Source organism: Streptococcus sp. DD12 (assembly GCF_001578885.1).
GTDB lineage: Bacteria > Bacillota > Bacilli > Lactobacillales > Streptococcaceae > Streptococcus.
Genome location: NZ_KQ969496.1, coordinates 163,416 through 187,067 on the forward strand (window position 1 = coordinate 163,416; position 23,652 = coordinate 187,067).

Annotated in this window: 22 protein-coding genes; 21 read left to right on the plus strand and 1 reads right to left on the minus strand. The window is 45.6% G+C overall.

The features are described from left to right. Positions 1 to 16: 16 nt before the first annotated feature. Positions 17 to 952 carry a bile acid:sodium symporter family protein gene (locus STRDD12_RS06880; protein ID WP_066916535.1) on the minus strand — a complete coding sequence of 312 codons (936 nt, stop codon included), beginning with the start codon at positions 950 to 952 and terminating at the stop codon, positions 17 to 19. Between the two features lie 245 nt (positions 953 to 1,197). Here STRDD12_RS06880 and STRDD12_RS06885 point away from each other — a divergent pair, with 245 nt between their 5' ends. From STRDD12_RS06885 to tkt, 21 genes are all read left to right on the plus strand, one after another. After that, positions 1,198 to 1,953 carry a class I SAM-dependent methyltransferase gene (locus STRDD12_RS06885; protein ID WP_066916537.1) on the plus strand — a complete coding sequence of 252 codons (756 nt, stop codon included), beginning with the start codon at positions 1,198 to 1,200 and terminating at the stop codon, positions 1,951 to 1,953. A gap of 10 nt (positions 1,954 to 1,963) precedes the next feature. After that, entirely contained in the window at positions 1,964 to 2,308 is a 345-nt protein-coding gene (locus STRDD12_RS06890; RefSeq protein WP_066916539.1) for a cupin domain-containing protein, read from the plus strand. Then, positions 2,305 to 2,613 carry a cupin domain-containing protein gene (locus STRDD12_RS06895; RefSeq protein WP_066916541.1) on the plus strand — a complete coding sequence of 103 codons (309 nt, stop codon included), beginning with the start codon at positions 2,305 to 2,307 and terminating at the stop codon, positions 2,611 to 2,613. Before STRDD12_RS06890 ends, STRDD12_RS06895 begins: the two co-directional genes overlap by 4 nt. A gap of 226 nt (positions 2,614 to 2,839) precedes the next feature. After that, positions 2,840 to 3,481: an amino acid ABC transporter permease gene (locus STRDD12_RS06900; protein ID WP_066916543.1), complete on the plus strand. Its 642-nt coding sequence runs from the start codon at positions 2,840 to 2,842 to the stop codon at positions 3,479 to 3,481. Positions 3,482 to 3,493: 12 nt separating this feature from the next. Then, positions 3,494 to 4,126 carry an amino acid ABC transporter ATP-binding protein gene (locus tag STRDD12_RS06905; RefSeq protein WP_066916545.1) on the plus strand — a complete coding sequence of 211 codons (633 nt, stop codon included), beginning with the start codon at positions 3,494 to 3,496 and terminating at the stop codon, positions 4,124 to 4,126. Between the two features lie 9 nt (positions 4,127 to 4,135). After that, positions 4,136 to 4,975 (plus strand): amino acid ABC transporter substrate-binding protein, encoded by an 840-nt coding sequence (locus STRDD12_RS06910; protein ID WP_066916547.1) that lies wholly within the window; start codon positions 4,136 to 4,138, stop codon positions 4,973 to 4,975. A 273-nt stretch (positions 4,976 to 5,248) separates the two neighbouring features. Beyond that, a complete protein-coding gene (gene gdhA / locus STRDD12_RS06915; protein WP_066916549.1) occupies positions 5,249 to 6,598 on the plus strand; it encodes an NADP-specific glutamate dehydrogenase in 1,350 nt (449 codons plus the stop codon). Positions 6,599 to 6,747: 149 nt separating this feature from the next. Then, positions 6,748 to 7,839 carry a hypothetical protein gene (locus STRDD12_RS06920; RefSeq protein WP_066916551.1) on the plus strand — a complete coding sequence of 364 codons (1,092 nt, stop codon included), beginning with the start codon at positions 6,748 to 6,750 and terminating at the stop codon, positions 7,837 to 7,839. Positions 7,840 to 7,912: 73 nt separating this feature from the next. Further along, entirely contained in the window at positions 7,913 to 9,250 is a 1,338-nt protein-coding gene (brnQ, locus tag STRDD12_RS06925) for a branched-chain amino acid transport system II carrier protein (protein WP_066916553.1), read from the plus strand. 110 nt (positions 9,251 to 9,360) lie between these two features. Continuing rightward, positions 9,361 to 9,804 carry a MarR family winged helix-turn-helix transcriptional regulator gene (locus STRDD12_RS06930; RefSeq protein ID WP_066916555.1) on the plus strand — a complete coding sequence of 148 codons (444 nt, stop codon included), beginning with the start codon at positions 9,361 to 9,363 and terminating at the stop codon, positions 9,802 to 9,804. Continuing rightward, entirely contained in the window at positions 9,797 to 11,635 is a 1,839-nt protein-coding gene (locus tag STRDD12_RS06935; RefSeq protein ID WP_066916557.1) for an ABC transporter ATP-binding protein, read from the plus strand. Before STRDD12_RS06930 ends, STRDD12_RS06935 begins: the two co-directional genes overlap by 8 nt. Beyond that, the gene (locus STRDD12_RS06940) at positions 11,625 to 13,388 is read left to right on the plus strand and encodes an ABC transporter ATP-binding protein (protein WP_066916559.1); all 1,764 of its coding nucleotides are present in this window, start codon (positions 11,625 to 11,627) and stop codon (positions 13,386 to 13,388) included. The genes STRDD12_RS06935 and STRDD12_RS06940 overlap by 11 nt, the downstream gene beginning before the upstream one ends. A gap of 177 nt (positions 13,389 to 13,565) precedes the next feature. Further along, entirely contained in the window at positions 13,566 to 15,026 is a 1,461-nt protein-coding gene (locus tag STRDD12_RS06945) for a PTS ascorbate transporter subunit IIC (protein WP_066916561.1), read from the plus strand. Between the two features lie 21 nt (positions 15,027 to 15,047). After that, positions 15,048 to 15,329 (plus strand): PTS sugar transporter subunit IIB, encoded by a 282-nt coding sequence (locus tag STRDD12_RS06950; RefSeq protein WP_066916563.1) that lies wholly within the window; start codon positions 15,048 to 15,050, stop codon positions 15,327 to 15,329. A gap of 65 nt (positions 15,330 to 15,394) precedes the next feature. Continuing rightward, on the plus strand, positions 15,395 to 15,880 hold the full coding sequence (locus STRDD12_RS06955; protein ID WP_066916565.1) for a PTS sugar transporter subunit IIA: 486 nt from the start codon (positions 15,395 to 15,397) through the stop codon (positions 15,878 to 15,880). Between the two features lie 25 nt (positions 15,881 to 15,905). Continuing rightward, positions 15,906 to 16,571, plus strand: a complete 666-nt coding sequence (locus tag STRDD12_RS06960; protein ID WP_066916567.1) for a 3-keto-L-gulonate-6-phosphate decarboxylase UlaD — start codon at positions 15,906 to 15,908, stop codon at positions 16,569 to 16,571. A gap of 3 nt (positions 16,572 to 16,574) precedes the next feature. Then, positions 16,575 to 17,438 (plus strand): L-ribulose-5-phosphate 3-epimerase, encoded by an 864-nt coding sequence (locus STRDD12_RS06965; RefSeq protein ID WP_066916569.1) that lies wholly within the window; start codon positions 16,575 to 16,577, stop codon positions 17,436 to 17,438. A gap of 1 nt (position 17,439) precedes the next feature. Beyond that, entirely contained in the window at positions 17,440 to 18,150 is a 711-nt protein-coding gene (locus STRDD12_RS06970; protein ID WP_066916571.1) for an L-ribulose-5-phosphate 4-epimerase, read from the plus strand. A gap of 142 nt (positions 18,151 to 18,292) precedes the next feature. After that, entirely contained in the window at positions 18,293 to 19,957 is a 1,665-nt protein-coding gene (locus STRDD12_RS06975) for a BglG family transcription antiterminator (protein WP_066916574.1), read from the plus strand. A 110-nt stretch (positions 19,958 to 20,067) separates the two neighbouring features. After that, positions 20,068 to 21,159 (plus strand): L-ascorbate 6-phosphate lactonase, encoded by a 1,092-nt coding sequence (gene ulaG, locus STRDD12_RS06980; protein ID WP_066916576.1) that lies wholly within the window; start codon positions 20,068 to 20,070, stop codon positions 21,157 to 21,159. Positions 21,160 to 21,514: 355 nt separating this feature from the next. Continuing rightward, a complete protein-coding gene (tkt, locus tag STRDD12_RS06985) occupies positions 21,515 to 23,500 on the plus strand; it encodes a transketolase (protein ID WP_066916578.1) in 1,986 nt (661 codons plus the stop codon). Positions 23,501 to 23,652 lie beyond the last annotated feature (152 nt).

A 23,652-nucleotide genomic window follows, 5' to 3' on the forward strand; every position in this document is an offset into this window, starting at 1 on the left:
TCTTTTGACCGAAAGATTACCCCTTTTTGGAATGGTTTTTCCACCAAGCAGACAAGATAGAGCCTGAGATGTTATGCCAGATGGAGAAAATGGTTGACGGGATGGCGGCTGCAGGAGCGAAATATTTGATGGCCAAGGTGGCACCTAGACTGGAGTCCTGCATCCCGACTTCAAAGGTGATGGCCTTTTGTTGCGGTTCTTCTAAACCTAAGAGTTTCGAAAAACCAAAGCCTAGAGCGTAGCCACAGAGATTGTGACACATGACAACTGGAATGACCAGGGCTGTCGCTTGGGTAAAGATGTTGGCATGGTTGGCTGATACAACAGCCCCGATAATGAGTAAGATGGCTAGCTGAGAAATTAAGGGCATGACCTTAATGATGCTTTCGATTTTCTTGCCCAGAAGTGTGTGGATGACGACCCCGAGAATGATGGGAACGATAACAATTTCAATCGTAGAAAAGAAGAGCTTGCTGGCTGGCACTTGAACATACTGATGCGCGAGCAACTGTAGAAGAGTTGGTAACATCAGAGGGGCCAACAAGGTGGATAGGGTTTCAATGGAGACATCTAAGGCCACATCTCCACCTGATAAAAAGGCCATAACACTGGAGGAGGTCCCACTTGGGCAGGACCCCACCAAGATAACCCCAGCGGCTGTAGCACCTGTCAGACCAAAAATCTGACACAAGAGCCAAGCCAGACCTGGCATGATGATGTAGTGGGCTAGGGTTCCTAAAATAACAGGAACAGGTCGCTTACCAATGCGGACAAAGTCTTCCTTTGTCAGGGTTAATCCCATCCCAAAAAGAATTACCCCCAACAGATAAGAAGTGTTTGGAATGAGCCAGGCACTGCTAGCCGGCAGGCTATAATTGACTGCAGCCCAGAGCAGGACGGCAAGGGTAAACCATTTACTCAACCAAGTGGAAAATGACACAAGTTTCGTCATAAGAATCTCCTCTTCTTTTTCGTAATCAAAGGCTAATGCCAAAGGACGCCCCCAGTATAGCACCTCAGTGCAAAATGTCAAGAGATTTTCAAGAATTTTCTGAAAATTTCGAGAAAATCTGTCAATTTCTCTAAGACCCTTGGGCTTTGCCTTAAAACATGATATGATGAGAGGGCTTTAACTTGTTTTGGCTGGACAAAATAGGTTTGGCAAAAAAAGAATAAATCCCTGAGAGGTATCTATAGATGACACATAAAGAAGTCGGTCATAATTTTTTGGCCAAATTGGGTAAGAAGCGCTTGCGTCCTGGCGGTATCACAGCCACCAATTGGTTGATTGCGCAGGGGCAATTTAGCGCCGACACCAAAGTTCTCGAAGTCGCCTGCAACATGTGCACGACCTCCATTGAATTGGCCCAGACCTTTGGTTGCCAGATTGAGGGGGTAGATATGGACCCTAAAGCTTTGGAAAAAGCACGGGCTAATATCCAAAAAGCAGGCCTTGAAGACAAGATTTCCGTTCAACAGGCCAATGCCATGAAACTTCCCTTTCCTGACAATAGTTTTGATGTGGTCATCAATGAAGCAATGCTGACCATGCTCCGTGGGCAAGCCAAAGAAAAGGCGATTGCTGAGTATTTTCGTGTCTTAAAGCCAGGCGGTCGTCTCTTGACCCACGATGTGGCCTATGAAGACCAAGCACTTGAAGGGCTTTTGGCAGAACTCAGTCAGACCATCCATGTCAATGTTGAACCTCTTTCTGTCAGCAAATGGCAAGACCTTTACCGCCAGTTAGGCTTTTCAGCTGTCAAGGCCACTTATGGGCCGATGACTCTGATGTCGCCAAAAGGGATGATTAAAGATGAAGGCCTCTTTGGTGCTTTACGAATTGTGCGCAATGGCTTGAAAAAAGAAAACCGCAAGCAATTTAAAAGCATGTTTACCTTTTTCAATCAAACCGGAAAAGACCTGCGTTACATCGCTGTAGCCTCAACCAAATAGGAGCAAAAGAATGACCTTTATCAAACACTTAGAACAGTCTAAGGTCTTGGATTTGACCCAGGAAGTTCCCGTCGAAGATGAACAAATGCTGTCTAAAACCTTGGTGCAGCGCAAAAGCCTGGGAATGACCCTCTTTTCCTTGGATAAGGACCAAGAAATTGCCCGTCATACGTCACCAGGCGATGCCATGGTTACCATCTTGTCAGGCAAAGCGCGTATTACCATTGACGACCAAGACTTTGACCTGACTGCTGGCAAAACGATTGTCATGCCTGCTGATGTGCCACACGCCCTCTATGCTCTTGAAGCCTTCCAGATGCTTTTAGTCGTGGTGAAACCAGAGGATAAGGCATGAAAGTAAGTCCTAAAGACCTGATTCGTATTCACCAAGGGCAAATCGCGAGCCGAAGCCTATCTAAAAAATTAGCCATCGCCCCAGCCATGACGCTTTATGCCATGTCTAAAGAAGAAAGCATTAGCCGGGAGGTCAGTGACCAGACCAAGCTTATTCAGGTTATAGAAGGGCAACTCTCAGTGACCTATGATGACGGTCATCAAGACAGCTTGACTGCCGGTGAATTAGTTAGTCTTGCCAGTGGGCAGGGTCACGCTTTGACCGCGACGGAAGACACAATATTTTGGCAATTGCTCTTAGATTAATAAAAAAGCCTTCAGGGCTTTTTTTGCTAGCCGTGGTATCTCATCAAATGGGGAAAAAGCGACTCCCTGTCCGAAAAAGAGCCCTCTTAGGAGGTTAACTATATAGGGGGAGAGGCATCAAAAGAAGTTTTTTAAGCCTTCATTCGTTCATAAGGAATTTTTATGCTCTTTTAAAATAGGTGACTTTCTGCTATACTTAGGGAGATTGTCACTTAGAGGAGGACACATGTCTTATATTTTTGAAGTTTTACCCGCTCTCTTGCGTGGTGCCGTAACCACCTTGCAGTTGTTTGGGATTGTCATCGTTTTATCCATTCCTTTTGGGATTTTATTAGCTTTTTTGAAACAAGTCCCCTTTAAGCCCTTGCAATGGCTAATTACCCTTTACATTTGGGTGATGCGAGGCACTCCCTTGCTCTTGCAGCTGATTTTTATTTACTATGTTTTACCGAGTGTGGGGATTAACTTTGACCGGATGCCTGCCGCTGTGGTAGCCTTTACGCTGAATTATGCGGCTTATTATGCCGAAATCTTTCGTGGGGGGATTGACGCTATTCCTCAAGGGCAGTATGAGGCCGCTCAGATGCTTAAGTTGACACCTGTTCAGACGGTCCGTTACATCATTTTGCCACAGGTAGTGAAAATCGTTTTACCAAGTGTGTTTAATGAAATCATTAATCTGGTTAAAGATTCTTCTTTGCTTTACGTCTTGGGAATTGGCGATATCATTTTGGAGAGCCGTGTAGCAGCCAACCGCGATGCTAGTTTGGCGCCTATGTTTGTTGCAGGTGCGCTTTACCTGATTATGATTGGGGTCTTGACCTATATCAGTAAACGGGTCGAAAAGCATTACAATTACTACAAATAAGAGGGAGGACCTATGCTGAATCTCAAACATATTTCCAAACGGTTTGGCGACAAGGTGATTTTTGAGGACTTTAATCTTGAAATCGCCCGAGGCCACATCATCGCTATCGTCGGTCAATCCGGTGGCGGAAAAACAACACTCTTGCGCATGCTAGCAGGCCTTGAATCCATTGATAGTGGCCAAGTAGTTTTCCAGGGCAAGGCTATCCCACTTGAAGATTTGCCTAAGGCTAATCTCTTGGGCTTTGTTTTTCAAGACTTTCAATTGTTTCCACACCTGACAGTTATGGAAAACTTGACCTTATCTCCCATAAAAACCTTGGGTCTAAGCAAGGAAGAAGCACAGACCAAGGCCAAGGCGCTCTTGGAACGCTTGGGCTTGTCGCAACATGAAGAAGCCTACCCTTACTCTTTATCTGGTGGGCAAAAACAACGGGTGGCTCTGGCACGGGCGATGATGATTGACCCTGAAATCATCGGATATGACGAACCGACCTCAGCCTTGGACCCTGGCCTGAGTAAGGAAGTGGAAAAGCTGATTCTCCAAAACAAGGAGACAGGCGTGACACAGATTGTCGTAACCCATGATATGGCCTTTGCGGAGGCTATTGCCGATGAGATTGTGCGCGTGGTGCCACGTGGCTAGGAGGATTTTGTGAAGAAAAAACTACTGGCCAGTCTTGTCGCCATCTGCTTGCTTTTTGCCCTGACAGCCTGTCGCGCGGTTTCCAATACCAAGGCTGATAACTGGAAGACCTTTGAAAAGACCAAGACGATTACCATTGGCTTTGACAACACCTTTGTCCCTATGGGCTTTGAGGAAAAGGATGGCTCCTATAATGGCTTTGATATTGACCTTGCCAATGCTGTCTTTAAAACCTATGGCATTACCGTCAAATGGCAGGCCATTGACTGGAACATGAAAGAAACTGAGCTGAGCAATGGTAAAATCGACCTGATTTGGAATGGTTATACCAAAACAGCGGAACGGGCCAAAAAAGTGGCTTTTAGCATGCCTTATATGCACAGTGACCAAATCTTGGTAACTAAGAAGTCATCTGGCATTACAAGGGTTGCTGATATGGCAGGCAAGCGCTTGGGCGCTCAGACGGGGTCTTCTGGTTATGACGCCTTTGAAGCGGAGCCCAAACGCCTAAAGGACCTTGTTAAGGGGCATGATGCCACCCTCTATGACAATTTCAACCAAGCCTTGATTGATTTAAAAGCCAATCGGATTGATGCTGTCTTGTCTGACTCGGTTTATGCCAATTATTACCTCAACAAAGAAGAAGATATCAGCCAATACGAAACCTTCTCTGTCGGTTACCCTACCGAAGAGTATGTGGTCGGTGCCAGAAAAGCCGACAAGACCTTGGTTAAGAAAATCAACCAGGCCTTTGTTAAGCTCTATCAAGAGGGCACTTTCCAAAAGATATCGGACAAGTGGTTCGGTGCTGATGAAGCTTCTCAGGCCATCAAAGAAGGCAAAGTGTAAAGTTTCGCTAAGGGAAGGTTTAGACCTTATCGAGCGAAAAAACATGAGTTAAAGAAGACCGGACGGTCTTTTTTTATTGAGAGAGTCCTGTTTAAAATAGTTTTAAAAAGCTGAAAACAAGGGAGAAGAAAGCATTTGTGAAAGGTTTCTGAAAGGTATTTTTTAAATTTTCTGAAAAAAGTTGCATTTTTTACTTGACTTAAATTGTCAGAAAATTTATAATATTCTCATGTAATAAAAAATTACACAGAATTCAAATCGGAGGATTTTATTATGACAACAGGTAAAGCATACGTTGCTGGCGTATTTGACAAGGTAAAAGCACAGAATGCTCACGAACCAGAATTCTTGCAAGCGGTCGAAGAAGTTTTCGAATCTTTGGTACCCGTTTTTGACAAGTATCCAAAATACATTGAAGAAAATCTCTTGGAACGTTTGGTAGAACCAGAACGTATCGTTTCCTTCCGTGTGCCATGGGTAGACGACAAGGGACAAGTCCAAATTAACCGTGGATTCCGTGTGCAATTCTCATCTGCTATCGGCCCATACAAAGGTGGTTTGCGTTTCCACCCATCTGTTAACCAATCTATCATCAAATTCCTCGGATTTGAACAAATCTTTAAAAACTCTTTGACTGGCCAACCTATCGGTGGTGGTAAAGGGGGCTCAAACTTTGACCCTAAAGGAAAATCAGACAACGAAATCATGCGTTTCTGCCAAAGCTTCATGACTGAGCTTAGCAAACACATCGGCGCAGACACAGATGTCCCTGCTGGTGATATCGGTGTTGGGGGACGTGAAATTGGTTACCTCTATGGTCAATACAAACGTCTGCGCAACGAATACACTGGTGTCTTGACTGGTAAAGGCTTGAACTGGGGCGGTTCATTGGCTCGTACTGAAGCAACTGGTTACGGTGCTGTTTACTTTGCCGAACAAATGTTGAAAGCACGTGGCGAAGACTTCGCTGGTAAAGTTGCCCTTGTCTCAGGTTCAGGTAACGTGGCTATCTATGCGACTGAAAAATTGCATGCCTTGGGTGCTAAAGTTGTTGCGGTATCTGATTCTTCAGGTTATGTCTATGACGAAGACGGTATCGATGTTGAACTTCTTAAAGACATCAAGGAAGTGAAACGTGCCCGTATCGTTGAATACGCTAACGCACGTCCAAATGCTAAATTCATCCCTGTCGGTGAAGGTTCTATCTGGGATAACAAAGCAGACTTGGCCTTCCCATGTGCAACTCAAAACGAGTTGAACGCAGACCAAGCGAAAGCTTTGGTAGCTAACGGTGTTATCGCTGTTTCAGAAGGGGCTAACATGCCTTCAACCCTTGAAGCGATTGATGTCTTCTTGAAAGCTGGCGTATCCTTTGGTCCTGCTAAGGCTGCCAATGCAGGTGGTGTTGCGGTTTCTGCCCTTGAAATGGCTCAAAACAGCCAACGCACACAATGGACTTTTGAAGAAGTAGATGCAAAACTTTATGACATCATGAAAAACATCTATGAAAATTCTGCAGCTGCAGCCAAAGAATTTGGTGCAGAAGGCAACTTGGTTGTCGGTGCCAATATCGCTGGTTTCTTGAAAGTAGCAGATGCCATGTCATCACAAGGTATTGTGTAAGCGCCTATAGATGACTTTAGGCAATACGAAAAGACCCTCTTGGGTCTTTTTTTGTTTTCTCTAAAATTGTGGACGGATCAGTCAAAAAAGTAGGGCTTTATTTTTTGTCGGTTTTAAGCTAAGATGGTAGAAAGAGAAAGGAGGATCCTGTGCGTCGTAAATGGTGGGAATATGTTCTTTTTGCGCTTGTATTAGGGATGAGTGGCTTGGTTTTGGTGACTGAAAAATCATCTTCAAATGCCTCAGGCCCAAGCCAGGCTGTCCAAAAGACGCATGCTTTGGATCTCACTCGGTCGATTGGGCAATCTTTTGACTGGCTGGATGGTTTTTTGGCAACCACAGCCTTTGCTTTGCCTGAGTTGGATGACCTTCCGAGTCTGCCTAGTCTTTCAGCCTCTGAGTCGGAGGGTGACCAGAAGACTTATATGATTCCGCAGGGTTTAGTTACCATGGAGCATTATCTGCTTATGTCTAGTTACAGTGCAGATGGTTCTCACCAATCCTTGCTCTATCTTTGGGACCAATGGACGGGACAAGCGGTAGGCAGTATCGTCCTGCCGGGTAGGGTCCACGCCGGTGGCTTGGCCTATGATACCAAGCATCGCATGCTTTGGGTGGCCTATAAGGATGAAGAACGTTCAGGTGTCGCTGGGGTAAGCTTGGCGCATTTGCTTTTACACCTTTGGTCTCAAGAAAAAGAAGCCATTTCCTTGGATGAATTTGTTGCCATTGACGAAATGGCCGAAGTTTCCTATCTGACCTACCAGAAGGATAAGCTCTATGTGGGTTATTTTGATGTGGCAGGCCCAGGGGTGCTGGCAAGTTATTCCATAAATGCGTGTGGAAATGTGTCCCAAAAACCTAGTCAAACCTGGGAGACTCCCAAAAGGGTGCAGAGTTTAACCTTTTATCAGGATATGTTTTTGTTTTCAATCTCTTATGGCAACCATAGTTCAAAACTGGTCGCTTATCAGGCGACAAGCTTAAAGGAAAAAGATTTGCCCCTTGAAAAGGCTGACTGGGTTTTGAAGTTGCCACCTTATTTAGAACAAACGGCTGTTTTGGAAGGGAAATTGTTGCTCTTATTTGAATCGGCGGGAATCCTCTATCGCGTGCGGCCTGGGATTACCCCGATTGATCAGCTTGTGGCCTTAGATGTGACTCAGGTGAATCGTTTGGCCAAACGGCTGCGATTAGGCAAAGAAAAACAAACTCCCCTTGACGGGATTGTGGTATACTAGTAGCCGTGTTTGTAAAAGAATAAAAAAGATGAGACAGGAGACTGTTCTCATTGTTTTGTGTAAAGGAGAAAAAATGATAAAAAAAAGTGGCCTGGTTGGGCTCTTGCTGTTTGGGATGTTTTTCGGAGCGGGAAATTTGATTTTCCCTCCGGCCTTGGGCGCCCTGTCGGGAACGCAGTTCTGGCCGGCTATTCTAGGCTTTGTCCTCTCAGGTGTGGGTTTGGCTGTTTTGGCTCTGATTGTTGGCACGGTCAATCCAAAGGGTTATGTCTATGAACTTTCGCGTAAGATTGGCCCAGGCTTTGCCACGCTTTATCTGGTGGCGCTCTACTTATCCATTGGGCCTTTCTTTGCGATTCCAAGGACTGCGACAACGGCTTATGAAGTCGGTATTGCCCCTATGCTTGGTAAGGGGAATCTAGGCATCAGTTTGTTTGTATTTACCTTACTTTACTTTGGTTTGGCTTATTTGATTTCCTTAAATCCGTCAAAGATTTTGGATAGGATTGGTCGCCTCTTGACCCCAATTTTTGCGGCCTTAATTGTGCTTTTGATTATTTTAGGGGCTGTGGTTTATGCCAAAGAAGCACCGCAAGCGCCTAGTCAGGCCTATGCCCAGGCTGCATTTGGGCAAGGTTTTCTTGAGGGTTATAATACCTTGGATGCTTTAGCTTCTGTGGCCTTTAGTGTGGTGGCAGTTTCGACCATGCAACAACTCGGTTTTGCCAGCAAGAAAGATTACCTGCGAACCATTTGGTTAGTGGGGTTAGTGGTGGCCTTGCTGTTTAGCTTGCTCTATATCGGCTTAGGCTTTTTAGGCAATCATTTTCCTATTCCTCAAGCTGTGCTAAATTCTGATGCCAATAAGGGAGTCTATGTGCTGTCACAAGCGACTCAGGCTATTTTTGGTCCAACAGCTCAAATCTTTTTGGCAGTCATGGTGACGGTGACTTGTTTTACCACGACGGCGGGCTTGATTGTGTCAACGGCTTCTTTCTTTCACAAGCGCTTTCCAGGCTGGGGCTATCGGACCTATGCGACGCTGTTTAGCTTGATTGGTTTTGGAATTGCCAACTTGGGCTTAAATGCCATCATTGCCTACTCTTTGCCAGTCTTGCAAATTCTTTACCCCATCACGATTGCTTTTGTGATGATACTTTGCCTCAATCATTTTCTGCCTTTGTCACAGTTGGGCATGCGGCTGACGATTGCCCTTGTTGTGCTTTTGGCCCTGGCGGATGTTTTAGGGACCAGTTTGCACCTACGCTGGCTACAGTCCCTCGTTAGTCATCTCCCTTTGGCGCAACAATCTCTGGCCTGGCTCTTACCGGCTTTGGTCATGCTTATCTTAGCTATCTTTCTTCCTGGGAAACAGAAAAAAAGCGATGGCTTTTCCCTCGATGCCAAATAACAAATTAAAGACCTTCGGAAAAATCCGAAGGTCTTTTTCTTGACAATAGTTCCTATGCGAACTACAATAGTTACCATGCGAACTATATAAGTGGAAAGAAGGGAATCAGGATGCAGGGACCGTTTGAACGTTTTCGGTTATTTGTAAATTTGCTGGAAAGTCGTGCGAGGAGCTTGGCCAAAGATTATGCGGTCGAAAACTTAGCTGGTCCGCAGGGAGTCAGCTTGCTTTACTTGATTAATCACCAAAAAGAGGAGTCCTATATCCGTGACATTGAGCGACGGCTCAAGGTATCGAAGTCTGTCGCCTCAGGCTTAATCAAGCGGATGGAGAAAAATGGCTATGTGACCATCGTGCCCTCGCAAAAGGACAAGCGCTACAAGCAAGTTCTGTTGACGGACTTGGGAAAAACCGAGGGGCAACGCTTTAGCATTTTTGTAGATGCCATCCATGACCAGTTGTTCGAAGGAATTTCTAAGTCTGACATTCGGACAGCCTTGCATGTCTTAGACCGTTTGCAAAAAAATCTAGAAAAAGGAGACCAAGATGTTTAAGATTTTTAAACGATTAACCAAAAAAGAGATGGTTGAAATTCTCATCAGTGTCGTTTTCGTCTGTATCGAAGTCTGGGCCAATTTGAAGGTTCCTGACTACATGTCTAAAGTGACAACCTTACTGAGTACCAAAGGAACCACCGTAGCTCAGGTCATGGAACCCGGCTGGAAAATGATCGGTTTTTCCTTGCTGAGCTTTTTGTCAGCTGTTTTGGTTGGCTTTATTGCTGCGCGTGTTGCGGCGAGTTTTACGACTCGCTTACGGGGCGATATTTTCGACCAGATTATGGATTACTCCGATGCGGAAATCAAACGCTTCTCCATACCGAGTTTGTTGACGCGTACCACCAATGACTTGACGCAGTTGCAAAATCTCATTACCATGGGCTTGCAGGTAGTCACTATGGGACCTATCATGGCTGTTTGGGCCTTGACGAAAATCTGGGACAAGAGTTCTGAGTGGACCCTGTCTTTGGGAATTGCAGCGGTTATCGTTATTATCCTTTTGACGGTGCTCTTAGGCGTGGCCTTTCCACGGCAGAGCAAGGTTCAGGTGTTGACGGATAAACTCAATGCGGTGACACGTGAAATTTTGACAGGTATTCGAGTGGTTCGTGCCTACAATGCCGAAGACTACCAAGATGAAAAGTACAGCCAGGCCAATGACAATATGACCCGATTGAACTTGTTTGTTTATCGTTTGATGGCCTTCTTGAACCCGGTGATGACCTTGGTGTCTTCTGGTTTGACCTTGGCTGTCTATTGGATTGGTGGCTATTTGATCAATAATGTGCACTTGCCTAGCCAACCCACCACAACCGACCCTGCTCGTTTACAAGCTTATGCACAAGCGCTTAAAACGGCAACGGAAAATCGCATTTCAGTCTTTTCCGATATGGTTGTCTTTTCTTCCTATGGCATGCAGGTTATCCTTGGCTTTATGATGATGGCTCTGGTCTTTATGATCTTGCCACGGGCCTTGGTGTCTGCTCGACGCATCAATGAAGTGTTAGCCTTGAAAACGTCAGTCGTTTTTCCTGAGAAAACGCAGGCGACTGGAGATGGACAAGTCGGCGAAGTGGAATTTCACGATGTATCCTTCCGTTATGCCAAAGAGTCTGCAGACGTGATTGAACATGTTAGCTTCAAGGCCAAAGCGGGACAAACCATTGCTTTTATTGGATCTACGGGTTCTGGGAAGTCAACGTTGATTAGTCTCTTGCCACGCTTTTATGACCCGACAGGTGGGGGGATCAAGCTGGATGGTATCAAAATCAAAGATTATGCTGAAGAAGACCTCAATGCCAAGGTAGGTTATATCCCACAAAAACCTGTCCTCTATAGTGGAACGATTCGCTCCAACCTCACCTTTGGCCAATCCGCTCAAAGCCCCCTCAGTGACCAGGCCCTTTGGGAAGCTTTGGAATTGGCCCAAGCCAAGGAATTTGTTGAGAGTAAGGAAGCAGGTCTGGACACTGAGGTAGCCCAAGGCGGGACTAACTTCTCTGGAGGTCAACGGCAACGGTTGGCCATTGCTCGAGCCTTGGCCCGCCGACCAGAAGTGCTCATTTTTGATGATTCCTTCTCTGCTTTGGACTATAAAACAGACAAGCAATTGCGCCATGACCTGGCGCAACAAACAGCCAAAACCACAAAATTAATCGTGGCCCAACGTATTTCGACAATCATGGATGCGGATCACATTTTGGTTCTGGATAAAGGGGTTGTCGTAGGACAAGGCACCCATGACGAATTGCTCAAAACGAATGCGGTTTACCAAGAAATCGCCTACTCTCAATTGTCACAGGAGGAACTAGAAAATGGCAACTAAGCAAAAACCTTCCTTGATAAAACAAATGCTCCCCTACCTCAAAGGTTATCGGATTTGGATTCTCCTAGCCGTCCTTTTAGCGGTCATTTCTAGCGCCATTACCGTTTATGGGCCAGATCGGATTTCAGATATTACCAATACGATTTCGGCTGCCTTGAGTTCTTTTAAAGATGTCGATGTGACCAAGGTCTCCCGTATAGCGATGGAGTTGGCTGTCTTGTATGGTATCGGGGCTCTCTTGTCCTACGGGCAACAATTTATCTTTACCACGGTGATTCAAAAATTTTCCCAACGTATGCGTCGGGAAATCGCTGAAAAAATCAACCGCGTTCCCTTGTCTTATTTTGATGCCCACAGCCAAGGGGATACCCTGTCTCGGGTGACCAATGATGTGGACACGATGGCGCAATCTCTCCAGCAAAGTCTGGGGACGCTGGTGTCAAGCAGTGTCTTGCTCATCGCCTCTATTGTCATGATGATTCATACCAATGGGCGTTTGGCTGCGGTGTCTATCCTTTCTGTCTTGTTTGGTTTTGTCGCTGTGATGGTCTTGATGGCTAGCTCACAGCCTCTCTTTAAGCGCCAACAGGCCAACCTGTCTCAGGTATCAGCCTATGCGGAAGAAATATTCTCTGGCCACAATGTGGTCAAAAGCTATTCGGCTGAAAAAGAGGTGAAGGAAAATTTCCAAAATCTCAACCAAACCCTCTACAAGAGCATGTGGCAATCTCAGGCCTTGTCCAGTGTCATGATGCCTTTCATGCAGTTTATCGGAAACTTTGGCTATGTGATGGTCTGCGTTTTTGGGGCTATCTGGCTCTTAGATGGCAAACTCAATATCGGCGATATCGTTGCTTTCATGATTTACGTGCGGATATTCTCGCAACCCTTGTCTCAGTTGGCGCAAGCCTTTGGCCAATTGCAGCAAGCCCAAGCGGGTATGGGACGGGTCTTTGCCTTTTTAAATGAAGCTGAGATGGCTGATGAGGCAGATAAGCCACAAACATTGGGCCACATCAAGGGAGATGTTTCCTTTGACCATGTCACCTTTGGTTACCTGCCTGAAAAGACCATTATTCATGACTTCTCGGCTCAAGCAAAAGCTGGTCAAAAGGTGGCTATCGTTGGTCCTACGGGTGCTGGGAAAACCACGATTGTCAACCTGCTCATGCGCTTTTATGAAGTAAACAAGGGGACCATCGCCATTGATGGTGTCGATATTGCGACAGTTTCTCGGACAGCTGTCCACGATGCTTTTTCTATGGTCTTGCAAGATACTTGGCTCTTTGAAGGAACGGTGCGTGACAACCTCATTTACAACCAAACAGGCATTAGCCAAGACCAAGTTGAACAAGCCTGTCGTGATGTGGGCGTTCACCATTTTATCAAGACCTTGCCTAAAGGCTACGACACGGTTTTGGATGATACTGTCACCCTCTCTGTCGGTCAAAAACAACTCTTGACCATTGCCCGTGCTTTGCTTAAAGATGCACCGCTTTTGATTTTGGATGAGGCGACGTCCTCTGTTGATACACGGACAGAAGAACTCATTCAAAAGGCTATGGACCAACTCATGGCTGGGCGGACCTCCTTTGTGATTGCCCACCGCCTTTCTACAATCCGCAATGCAGACCTTATCTTGGTGATGAAAGATGGTAATATCATCGAGCAAGGCAATCACGATGCTTTAATGGCGCAAAATGGTTTTTATGCTGACCTTTACAATTCTCAATTTGACGAAGAAGCCGACTAAGCATTCCTCTAAAGTTCCAGCAGTAGTGCTGGGGCTTTTTTTGAATGTGACAGGCTTCTAGGACAGACTAGCCCAACACTGAACACCTCAGTGTTTTTATTTGGACTTTTTGTATTCGCTTTCATTTCTTATAATGAAAGCATAAGAAAAACACTTTTAAAGAAAAGGAGTCTTACTATGGGTATCGTTACAACCATACTCACCTGGTTTTCACAGAATATTCTGCAACAACCTGCCTTCTTCGTTGGCTTACTGGTTTTAGTTGGTTATATTCTCCTTAAAAAACCGTGGTACGAAGTGCTCTCTGGTTTTATCAAGGGAACTGTTGGTTACTTGATTTTAAACGTCGGTGCCGCCGGCTTGGTCAGCACCTTCCGTCCGATTCTAGTCGCTCTCAACTACAAGTTTAAAATCGGTGCGGCGGTAATCGACCCCTACTTTGGGCTAAGCGCAGCCAACAACAAAATTGCTGAGGATTTTCCTGCTTTTGTTGGGACGGCAACCACGGCCCTCTTGATTGGGTTCTTTTTGAACATCTTCTTGGTGGCTTTGCGCAAGGTAACCCGTGTCAGAACCTTATTTATCACAGGTCACATTATGGTGCAGCAGGCAGCGACCATCACCTTGATGACCATTCTCTTGATTCCAGCCCTACGCAATCAACTGTGGGGGACTATTGCAGTTGGCGTGATTTGCGGTCTCTATTGGGCTGTGAGTTCTAACATGACCGTTGAAGCGACACAGCGCTTGACGGGCGGAGCTGGTTTTGCCATCGGTCACCAGCAACAATTTGCCATCTGGTTTGTGGATAAGGTAGCTCCAAAAATTGGAAAAAAAGAAGACAATCTGGACAACCTGAAATTACCGAAATTTTTAGATATTTTCCATGATACAGTGGTTGCTTCTGCAACTTTGATGCTCATCTTCTTTGGTATTTTGTTGACGATTTTGGGCCCTGGAATCATGTCCAACGCTGAAATCATCACGTCAGGAACGCTGTTTGATCCGACCAAACAATCTTTCTTTATGTATGTGATTCAAACAGCCTTCACTTTCTCAGTTTACCTCTTTATCCTCATGCAAGGGGTGCGGATGTTCGTTGCTGAGTTGACCAATGCCTTTCAAGGGATTTCAGCAAAACTCTTGCCTGGTTCCATCCCAGCCGTGGATGTGGCAGCTTCATACAACTTTGGCTCAGCACCGGCTACACTATTTGGTTTTTCTATCGGCTTCATCGGTCAACTGGTGACCATTATCTTACTCATTGTCTTTAGAAATCCTGTCTTGATTATCACAGGTTTTGTTCCAGTCTTCTTTGATAATGCGGCGATTGCAGTCTATGCCGATAAACGTGGTGGCTGGAAGGCAGCAGTTGTCCTATCCTTCATTTCAGGAGTTCTCCAAGTGGCGCTGGGAGCTGTGGCAGTAGCCTTGCTCGGTTTGGCCAACTATGGTGGCTATCACGGGAATATCGACTTTGAAGTGCCGTGGGTGCCATTTGCTTATATTTTCAAATATTTGGGTGTGATTGGTTTTGTTCTGGTCTGCCTCTTCTTCCTCATCATTCCGCAGTTGCAATACTGGAAATCTAAGGACAAAGAAGCTTACATGAACGGCCAGTTGCCAGCAGATGACTAGTTAGTGAAAAGAGGTATTATTATGGTAAAAGTATTAACAGCGTGTGGAAACGGTATGGGTTCTTCAATGGTTATCAAGATGAAGGTTGAAAATGCCTTGCGTCAACTGGGTGTTACGGATTTCCAGTCCAACTCATGCTCCATCGGTGAAGCCAAAGGCTTGGCTTCAGGTTATGACATTATTGTGGCATCCAACCATCTGATTCATGAGCTAGATGGACGGACGACTGGAAAACTAGTCGGTCTGGACAATTTGATGGATGACAATGAAATCAAGACAAAACTGTCAGAAGTCTTGGCATAAGAAGCTATAAGAGTGGAGGAGTGGGTGTCAAAGAAACGCTCACTTTTTCATAAAGGAGAAAAGGTATGAATTTAAAACAAGCTTTGATTGATAACCAGTCTATTCGTTTGGGCCTTTCTGCAGGGACTTGGCAAGAAGCGGTCAAACTCTCCGTAGAACCCTTGATTGAAAGTGGCGCAGTTTTACCAGAATACTATGATGCCATTATTGAATCCACTGAAAAGTTCGGTCCCTATTATATTTTGATGCCAGGCATGGCCATGCCCCACGCCCGTCCAGAAGCGGGAGTTCAGCGCGATGCTTTTTCCTTGGTGACCCTTAAAGAACCAGTAACTTTTCCAGATGGCAAGGCCGTTAGTGTCTTATTGGCATTGGCTGCAACCAGTTCTAAGATTCATACCTCAGTAGCCATTCCGCAAATTGTTGCCCTTTTTGAATTGGAAAATTCCGTTCAACGGTTACAGGCAGCAGTCTCAGAAGCAGAGGTTCTCGAACTCATTGATGCCTCCTCAGATAGCCCTTATCTAGAAGGGCTCGACCTCAATAGTTAACAGCAGAGAAAAGAAAGGAAATACCATGACAAAGACACTTCCAAAATTACAAGTTGCACTGGATCATTCTGATTTGCAAGGGGCTATTACAGCCGCTGTTTCAGTTGGGCAAGAAGTTGACATTATCGAGGCGGGGACAGTTTGTTTGCTCCAAGTTGGGAGTGAGCTGGTGCAGGTTTTGCGTAGCCTTTTTCCTGACAAGTGGATTGTTGCTGATACCAAGTGTGCTGATGCAGGGGGGACGGTCGCAAAAAATAACGCCAATCGTGGGGCAGACTGGATGACCTGCATCTGTTGCGCGACTATTCCTACCATGGTGGCTGCGCGTCAGGCGATCGAAGCAGTACGTGGGGAACGTGGGGAAATTCAAATTGAACTTTATGGCGATTGGACATTTGAACAAGCCCAGTCTTGGTTGGATGCTGGCATCTCCCAAGCGATTTACCACCAATCTCGGGATGCGCTTTTGGCAGGAGAAACATGGGGTGAAAAAGACCTCAACAAGGTGAAAAAACTGATTGATATGGGCTTTCGGGTTTCTGTGACCGGTGGCCTATCGGTGGACACCTTAGAGCTTTTCCGCGGTGTCGATGTCTTTACCTTTATTGCAGGGCGTGGCATCACCGAGGCTGAAGACCCTGCTTGCGCAGCACGTGCCTTCAAGGCTGAGATTGCACGAATTTGGGGGTAACCTATGGCAAGACCGATTGGTATTTATGAAAAAGCGACACCAAAACAGTTCACTTGGCCAGAACGTCTGCAATTTGCGAAGGAACTCGGTTTTGATTTTGTGGAAATGTCCATTGATGAGTCAGACCACCGTTTAGCCCGCCTTGATTGGACGGCTCAAGAACGTTTAGCCATCGTGCAAGCTATTTATGAGACAGGGGTTCGCGTTCCAAGTATTTGTTTTTCAGGACATCGGCGCTACCCGCTAGGTTCGAACGATTCTCAAAAGGAAAAAAAGGCCCTAGAACTCATGCGAGCTTGCATAAATTTAGCGCAAGACCTAGGTGTTCGTGTGATTCAGCTGGCAGGTTACGATGTGTATTATGAAGAAAAATCACCTGAGACGCGTCAACGATTTTTGAAGAATCTCCGTCTGGCCTGTGATTGGGCTGAAGAAGCGCAGGTGATTTTGGCCATCGAGATTATGGATGACCCTTTTATCAATTCTATTGAAAAATACTTAGCGATTGAAAAAGCCATTGATTCCCCCTACCTCTTTGTTTATCCCGATACGGGCAATGTCTCTGCCTGGCACAATGACCTTTGGAGTGAATTTTACCTGGGGCACCGTTCCATAGCTGCCCTTCATCTCAAGGACACCTACCCTGTGACGGAAAATTCTGCCGGTCAATTTCGTGATGTGCCTTTTGGACAAGGTTGCGTGGATTGGGACAAGACCTTTCAAGTGCTAAAAGAAAGCCAGTATAAGGGGCCCTTCTTGATTGAGATGTGGTCAGAAAACTGTGACAGCATTGAAGAAACACGGCAGGCCATTCAAGAAGCCAGAGACTTCTTATTGCCAAAAATAGAGAAAGCAGGTTTAATCTGATATGGGAAAATCATTAGCAGATATGCGCCAGAGGGTCTATCAAGCGAATTTAGCGCTACCCCAACATGGTCTCGTTAAATTTACCTGGGGAAATGTGTCAGAAGTTGACCGCGAAGCAGGTCGTATTGTCATCAAACCGTCTGGTGTGGATTATGACAAGCTCAGTCCAGAGAATATGGTAGTGACAGATTTAGACGGCAATGTGATTGAAGGGGACCTGAACCCATCGTCTGATTTGCCAACCCACGTTGAACTCTACAAGGCTTGGCCGGAAATTGGTGGCATTGTTCACACCCACTCAACCGAAGCCGTCGGTTGGGCACAAGCTGGGCGAGACATTCCCTTTTATGGGACCACCCATGCCGACTACTTTTACGGGCCTATTCCCTGTGCCCGTTCCTTGACAGCTGACGAAGTAAATAATGCCTATGAAAAAGAAACAGGCACCGTTATCTTGGAAGAATTTACCAATCGTGGTTTGGACCCACTAGCAGTGCCAGGGATTGTCGTTCGAAACCACGGTCCCTTTACTTGGGGCAAAGACCCTGCGCAAGCAGTCTATCATGCCGTTGTCTTAGAGGAAGTTGCTCGAATGAACCGTTTCACGGAACAGATTAATCCTCGGGTCACTCCGGCACCAGACTATATCATGGACAAACACTATCTCCGTAAACATGGCCCAAATGCCTACTATGGACAAAAAGAAAAATAGGTCGAGCAAAAAAGCAGGGGCTCAGCAGCCTCTGCTTTTCGTCAGGCAAAACTTAAATAAAAGCGTTTTCTTTTTTCTTGAAATGAACATCAAAAGTCATTAAAATAATAGTTTGTTCGAATTAACAAGGAGGAAAACAAATATGGACAAGGCGGATATCACCTTATTAACCCATTTAATCAATCTCAAAAAACCAGAAACCGTTTCTTGGATTTCGAGTCAGTTGCAAATGTCTCGGAGCAAGGTTTACTACCACCTCGCAAAAATCAATGCGGAACTCCAGCCGGAAATGGAAATTGTCAGCCAACCACGATTAGGCATTGCATTGACCACCCCTCAGCTAGAGGCTTGTCAGCAGTTATTAGAACAAGAGGGTCAAGCAGACTATATCATGCAGTCTCAGGAGCGCTGGCAATTGACTGCCATTTATATTGCCGTGGCAAAAGAGCGCGTCACCATTGAAAAACTCATGCACCTCAACCAGGTATCACGCAATACTATCTTGAGTGATTTAGGGCAGATACGGGAGCAATTGAGCCGAGAACCCTATGCCATTCGCTTGGTGGCGACCAAGACACAAGGCTATTACCTGCAGTGCCATCCAGTCGTTAAGATGCAGTATGTATACGCCCATCTGGTAACTCTCTATCGTTCAGCCAGTCAGCCATTTTTAGACCTGATGGAAGAAGCCCTGCGTCAGCGTTTGGACCCCGATAAAGAGAACCCTCTCTTTTCACCAGAGGTTAGTCAAGAACTCTCAAGCTACGTCCAAGACCTGCAAGCGGCCAGGGGCAAAAAAGTTAATCCCAAGGATTTAGAAACCCTCTTTCAATTTTTGCCCTATTTATTTTACAGCTTTCGTAATATGGCCTTAGATTTCGTCGAAGACGTGACCGCTCTGACGGATGTGTCTGCTTTGGAAAACCGCTTAGAATATCAAGTGGCGCAAGCCCTGCAAGAACATTTACACCAACGCTACGCCTTTTCCATGCAAGAAGGGGAGGTTCTGCTGGTAACCATCCTTCTTTTGGCCTATCGCAAGGATACGGACTATCATAGCCGTTCACAAGATTATGAGGATATTCGAGAATCTGTTCGACTTTTTTTGCAACAATTTGAAAATCTCTCCAAACAAAAACTGCAAGATTGGCAAGCCTTAGAAGACAACTTAATCATTCATTGCAAGGCCCTGGTCTTCCGAAAAAAATTCGGTATCATCAGCCCCAACCCTCTGACGCAGGATATCAAAGACCGCTACGGGGATATCTTTCGTTTGACGCACGATAGCGCCGAGGCCTTAGAAGTTGGACTTGGGATAGCGTGCAATGATGACGATATTGCCAATCTCGCTGTTCATATGGGAGGGGCGCTACGCCGTGAAAAGATTAGTCAGGTGAAAATTCCGCATGCCATTGTCGTGAGCGATGACAGTCGAGCTGTGCGCGAGTTTTTATACCAGCAGTGTCAGCATCATTTGGTTCGCACACAGATTGATGCCCTGTTTACCACAGAACAGCTCAATAGTGTGCGGGATTTGCTGCATTGTGATTTCATCATTAGCAGTCAGCCTTTAGATTTGGAGACGATTCCGGTGGTTTTGGTTCATCCTGTGCTCAGTGAGAAAGATATTATGGCAATTTTACACCAATCCCAGCAATCTCAGGTCCATCAAAACTTATCCGCGTCGTCTCTTGATCAGCAACTCGAACACATTTTAAGCCAATACCTGCACTTGCCCAGTCAAACGGAGGCGCTTAAGCAAGACTTACTGGCTTTTTTGCAAACAGAATTCTTTAGTCAGCAATAAGTGTCTAAGAGTCCAAGGATGAACACAGCCCTGTGTTTAATTTGGGCTTTTTTTGTCCTACTAAGGAGCCTATACTAAAAGAGTAAAGCAAATACTTGGAGGAATACATAATGGCAAATGTGAAAGATATTACCCGTGAGTCTTGGATTTTAAGCACTTTCCCAGAATGGGGAACCTGGCTCAATGAAGAGATCGAAGAAGAAGTCGTTCCAGAAAACAACTTTGCCATGTGGTGGTTGGGAAATTGTGGGGTTTGGATTAAGACCCCTGGCGGTGCCAATGTAGTTATGGACCTCTGGTCCAACCGAGGCAAATCCACAAAAAAAGTCAAAGATATGGTCTGGGGTCACCAAATGGCTAACATGGCCGGTGTCCGAAAATTGCAACCAAATTTGCGCGTGCAACCTATGGTCATCGATCCTTTTGCCATCAATGAATTAGACTATTATTTGGTATCGCATTTTCATAGTGACCACATTGACATCAACACAGCAGCAGCAATTGTCAATAATCCGAAACTAGATCATGTCAAATTTGTCGGTCCTTATGAATGTGGCGAAATTTGGAAAAAATGGGGTGTCCCAAAAGAACGCATCATCGTTATTAAGCCAGGAGAAAGCTTTGCCTTTAAGGACATCAAGGTAACCGCTGTTGAGTCCTTTGACCGGACTTGTCTGGTCACCTTGCCAGTCGAAGGCGCCAAGGAAAACGATGATAACCTTAAAGGGCTAGCTGTCACCGACGAAGAAATGGCTCGTAAAGCTGTCAACTACATCTTTGAAACTCCAGGTGGCACCATTTATCACGGGGCTGACTCTCATTTTTCAAACTACTTCGCCAAACATGGTAAAGACTATAAGATTGACGTTGCTATCAATAACTATGGGGATAACCCAATTGGTATCCAAGACAAGATGACATCTATTGACCTTTTGCGGATGGCTGAAAACCTACGTGCTAAGGTAATCATTCCTGTCCACTATGACATCTGGTCCAACTTTATGGCATCTACAGATGAGATTTTAGCCCTTTGGAAGATGCGTAAGGACCGCCTACAGTATCAATTCCATCCCTTCATTTGGGAAGTCGGTGGCAAGTACACCTATCCGCAGGATAAAAATCTCATTGAATACCATCACCCACGTGGTTTTGATGATGCCTTTGAACACGACTCCAATATCCAATTTAAAGCCCTTCTTTAATTAGCCTAACTACCATCTTTAGCAGCCACTTGTTTATGCCAGGTGGCTGTTCCTATGAAGAGGGGGGATATCTCTGCTGAATTTTTTCTTAGATACTACTGATGTCAAAGACATGGCTGTCTTAAAGGCCTTAGGCGCTGTCAAAAGAGTGTCCCCATTGCAACCATCCCAGACCAAGTCTTGGCCAAACTGGACCAACACCCTTTGACGCAAGCAGGTAACGAGCGTTTGCAGAGGATTGGGCAAATTTTCTCAAGCAAGACAAATGATAGAAGATGCTTGTCTTTTCGGACAAGACTACAAGATTTGATATTTTTCTGCTATAATAAGAAAGGAAAAAAGAGAGGTACACATTATGACGTTTGATGCAATTGACCAGCTTGCGGTGAATACCATCCGCACCTTGTCTATGGATGCCATTGATAAAGCTAATTCTGGCCACCCAGGCTTACCCATGGGAGCTGCACCGATGGCTTATGTTTTGTGGAACAAGTTCTTAAACGTTAATCCCAAAACACATCGGGATTGGCAAAACCGGGACCGCTTTGTCTTGTCTGCAGGACATGGTTCTGCCTTGTTGTATAGCCTATTGCACCTAGCTGGTTACGACCTATCGATAGATGATCTCAAAAACTTTCGTCAATGGGAATCAAAAACACCAGGTCACCCAGAAGTGCATCATACGGATGGTGTCGAAGTCACAACAGGTCCTTTGGGACAAGGGATTGCCAATGCTGTAGGGATGGCCATGGCAGAAGCACACCTTGCGGCGACATTCAACCGCCCAGATTTCCCAGTGGTTGACCACTATACCTATGTGATTAACGGAGATGGTGATTTGATGGAAGGGGTCAGTCAAGAAGCAGCTAGTTTGGCAGGTCACCTCAAACTAGGCAAGCTCATCATGCTTTATGATTCCAATGACATCTCACTAGATGGTCCAACTTCTATGGCATTCACTGAGAATGTCAAAGGGCGTTTTGAAGCCTATGGTTGGCAACATATTTTGGTGGAAGATGGCAATGACCTAGAAGCTATCGAGGCGGCTATTCGTCAAGCGCAAGCTGAGACAGAAAAACCATCCATCATTGAAGTCAAAACCATCATTGGCTATGGAGCGGAAAAACAAGGAACCAGTGCTGTTCACGGTGCCCCTCTAGGAGCTCAAGGCAGTGCTAAGGCCAAAGAAAATCTCGGATGGGATTACCCTGCTTTCACCGTGCCAGAAGAAGTTGCCCGTCGTTTTGAAATTGGCGTTAAATTCCGTGGTGAAGCAGCGCAAAACGCTTGGGAAACCACCTTCCATGAATACCAAGAAGCCTACCCTGAGCTAGCCCTAGCTTATCAAAAAGCATTTACAGATGAACCAATCCGTCTGGATTTGACAGCTCACGAGTTGGGGACAGCCGTGGCCAGTCGTGTTTCTAGTCAACAAGCTATCCAAGAAATTGCGGCTCAAGTGCCAAACTTCTGGGGAGGTTCGGCTGACTTGTCTGCTTCAAACAACACCATGATTAAAGCGGAAACAGACTTTCAACCAGACAATTATACTGGCCGCAACATTTGGTTTGGTGTCCGCGAATTTGCCATGGCAGCTGCAATGAATGGTATTGCCCTTCATGGGGGGAGTCGAGTTTACGGAGGGACATTCTTTGTCTTTTCAAACTATCTATTGCCAGCGGTTCGTATGGCTGCCTTGCAAGAACTCCCAACTGTTTATGTCATGACGCATGATTCTATTGCGGTTGGTGAAGACGGCCCGACACATGAGCCAGTTGAACAATTAGCAAGTGTGCGTTCTATGCCTAACCTCAATGTCATCCGCCCTGCTGATGGAAATGAAACCAATGCAGCTTGGCAACAGGCCTTGGCAGAAACCAAGCGCCCTACGATGTTAGTTCTAACGCGTCAAAACTTACCAGTAATTGAAGGAACCAAAGAATTGGCAGCAAATGGTGTTGCCAAAGGGGCCTACGTCATTTCAGAAGCTGCAGGTGATTTAGACGGTATCCTCATTGCCACAGGAAGTGAAGTAGCTTTAGCAATCGAAACGCAACAAGCTCTGGCAAAAGAAGGCACATACGTTCGAGTGGTTTCTATGCCAGCACAAAACATCTTCGACGAGCAAGATGCTGCCTATAAAGAAGAAATCCTTCCAAGCCATATCACAAAACGTTTAGCTATTGAAGCAGCAAGCAGTTTTGGATGGGGCAAGTATGTTGGACTTCAAGGGGATACCCTAACCATTGATACTTGGGGAGCCTCAGCACCAGGAAATAAGGTCTTTGAAGCCTACGGATTTACCGTTGAAAATGCAGTAGAACGTTATAAAGCCTTATAAATTAACTACTAGGCCTAAAAGGGAGTCGATGTGACTCTCTTTTTTTATGATTAAAAATCAAAAAAACTTTCAAAAACCTATTGACAGTAGTGTAGGATATTTAGTATACTGATTTAGCTGTCAGGGCGACGGCGCAAGACTAAGAAAAAGAT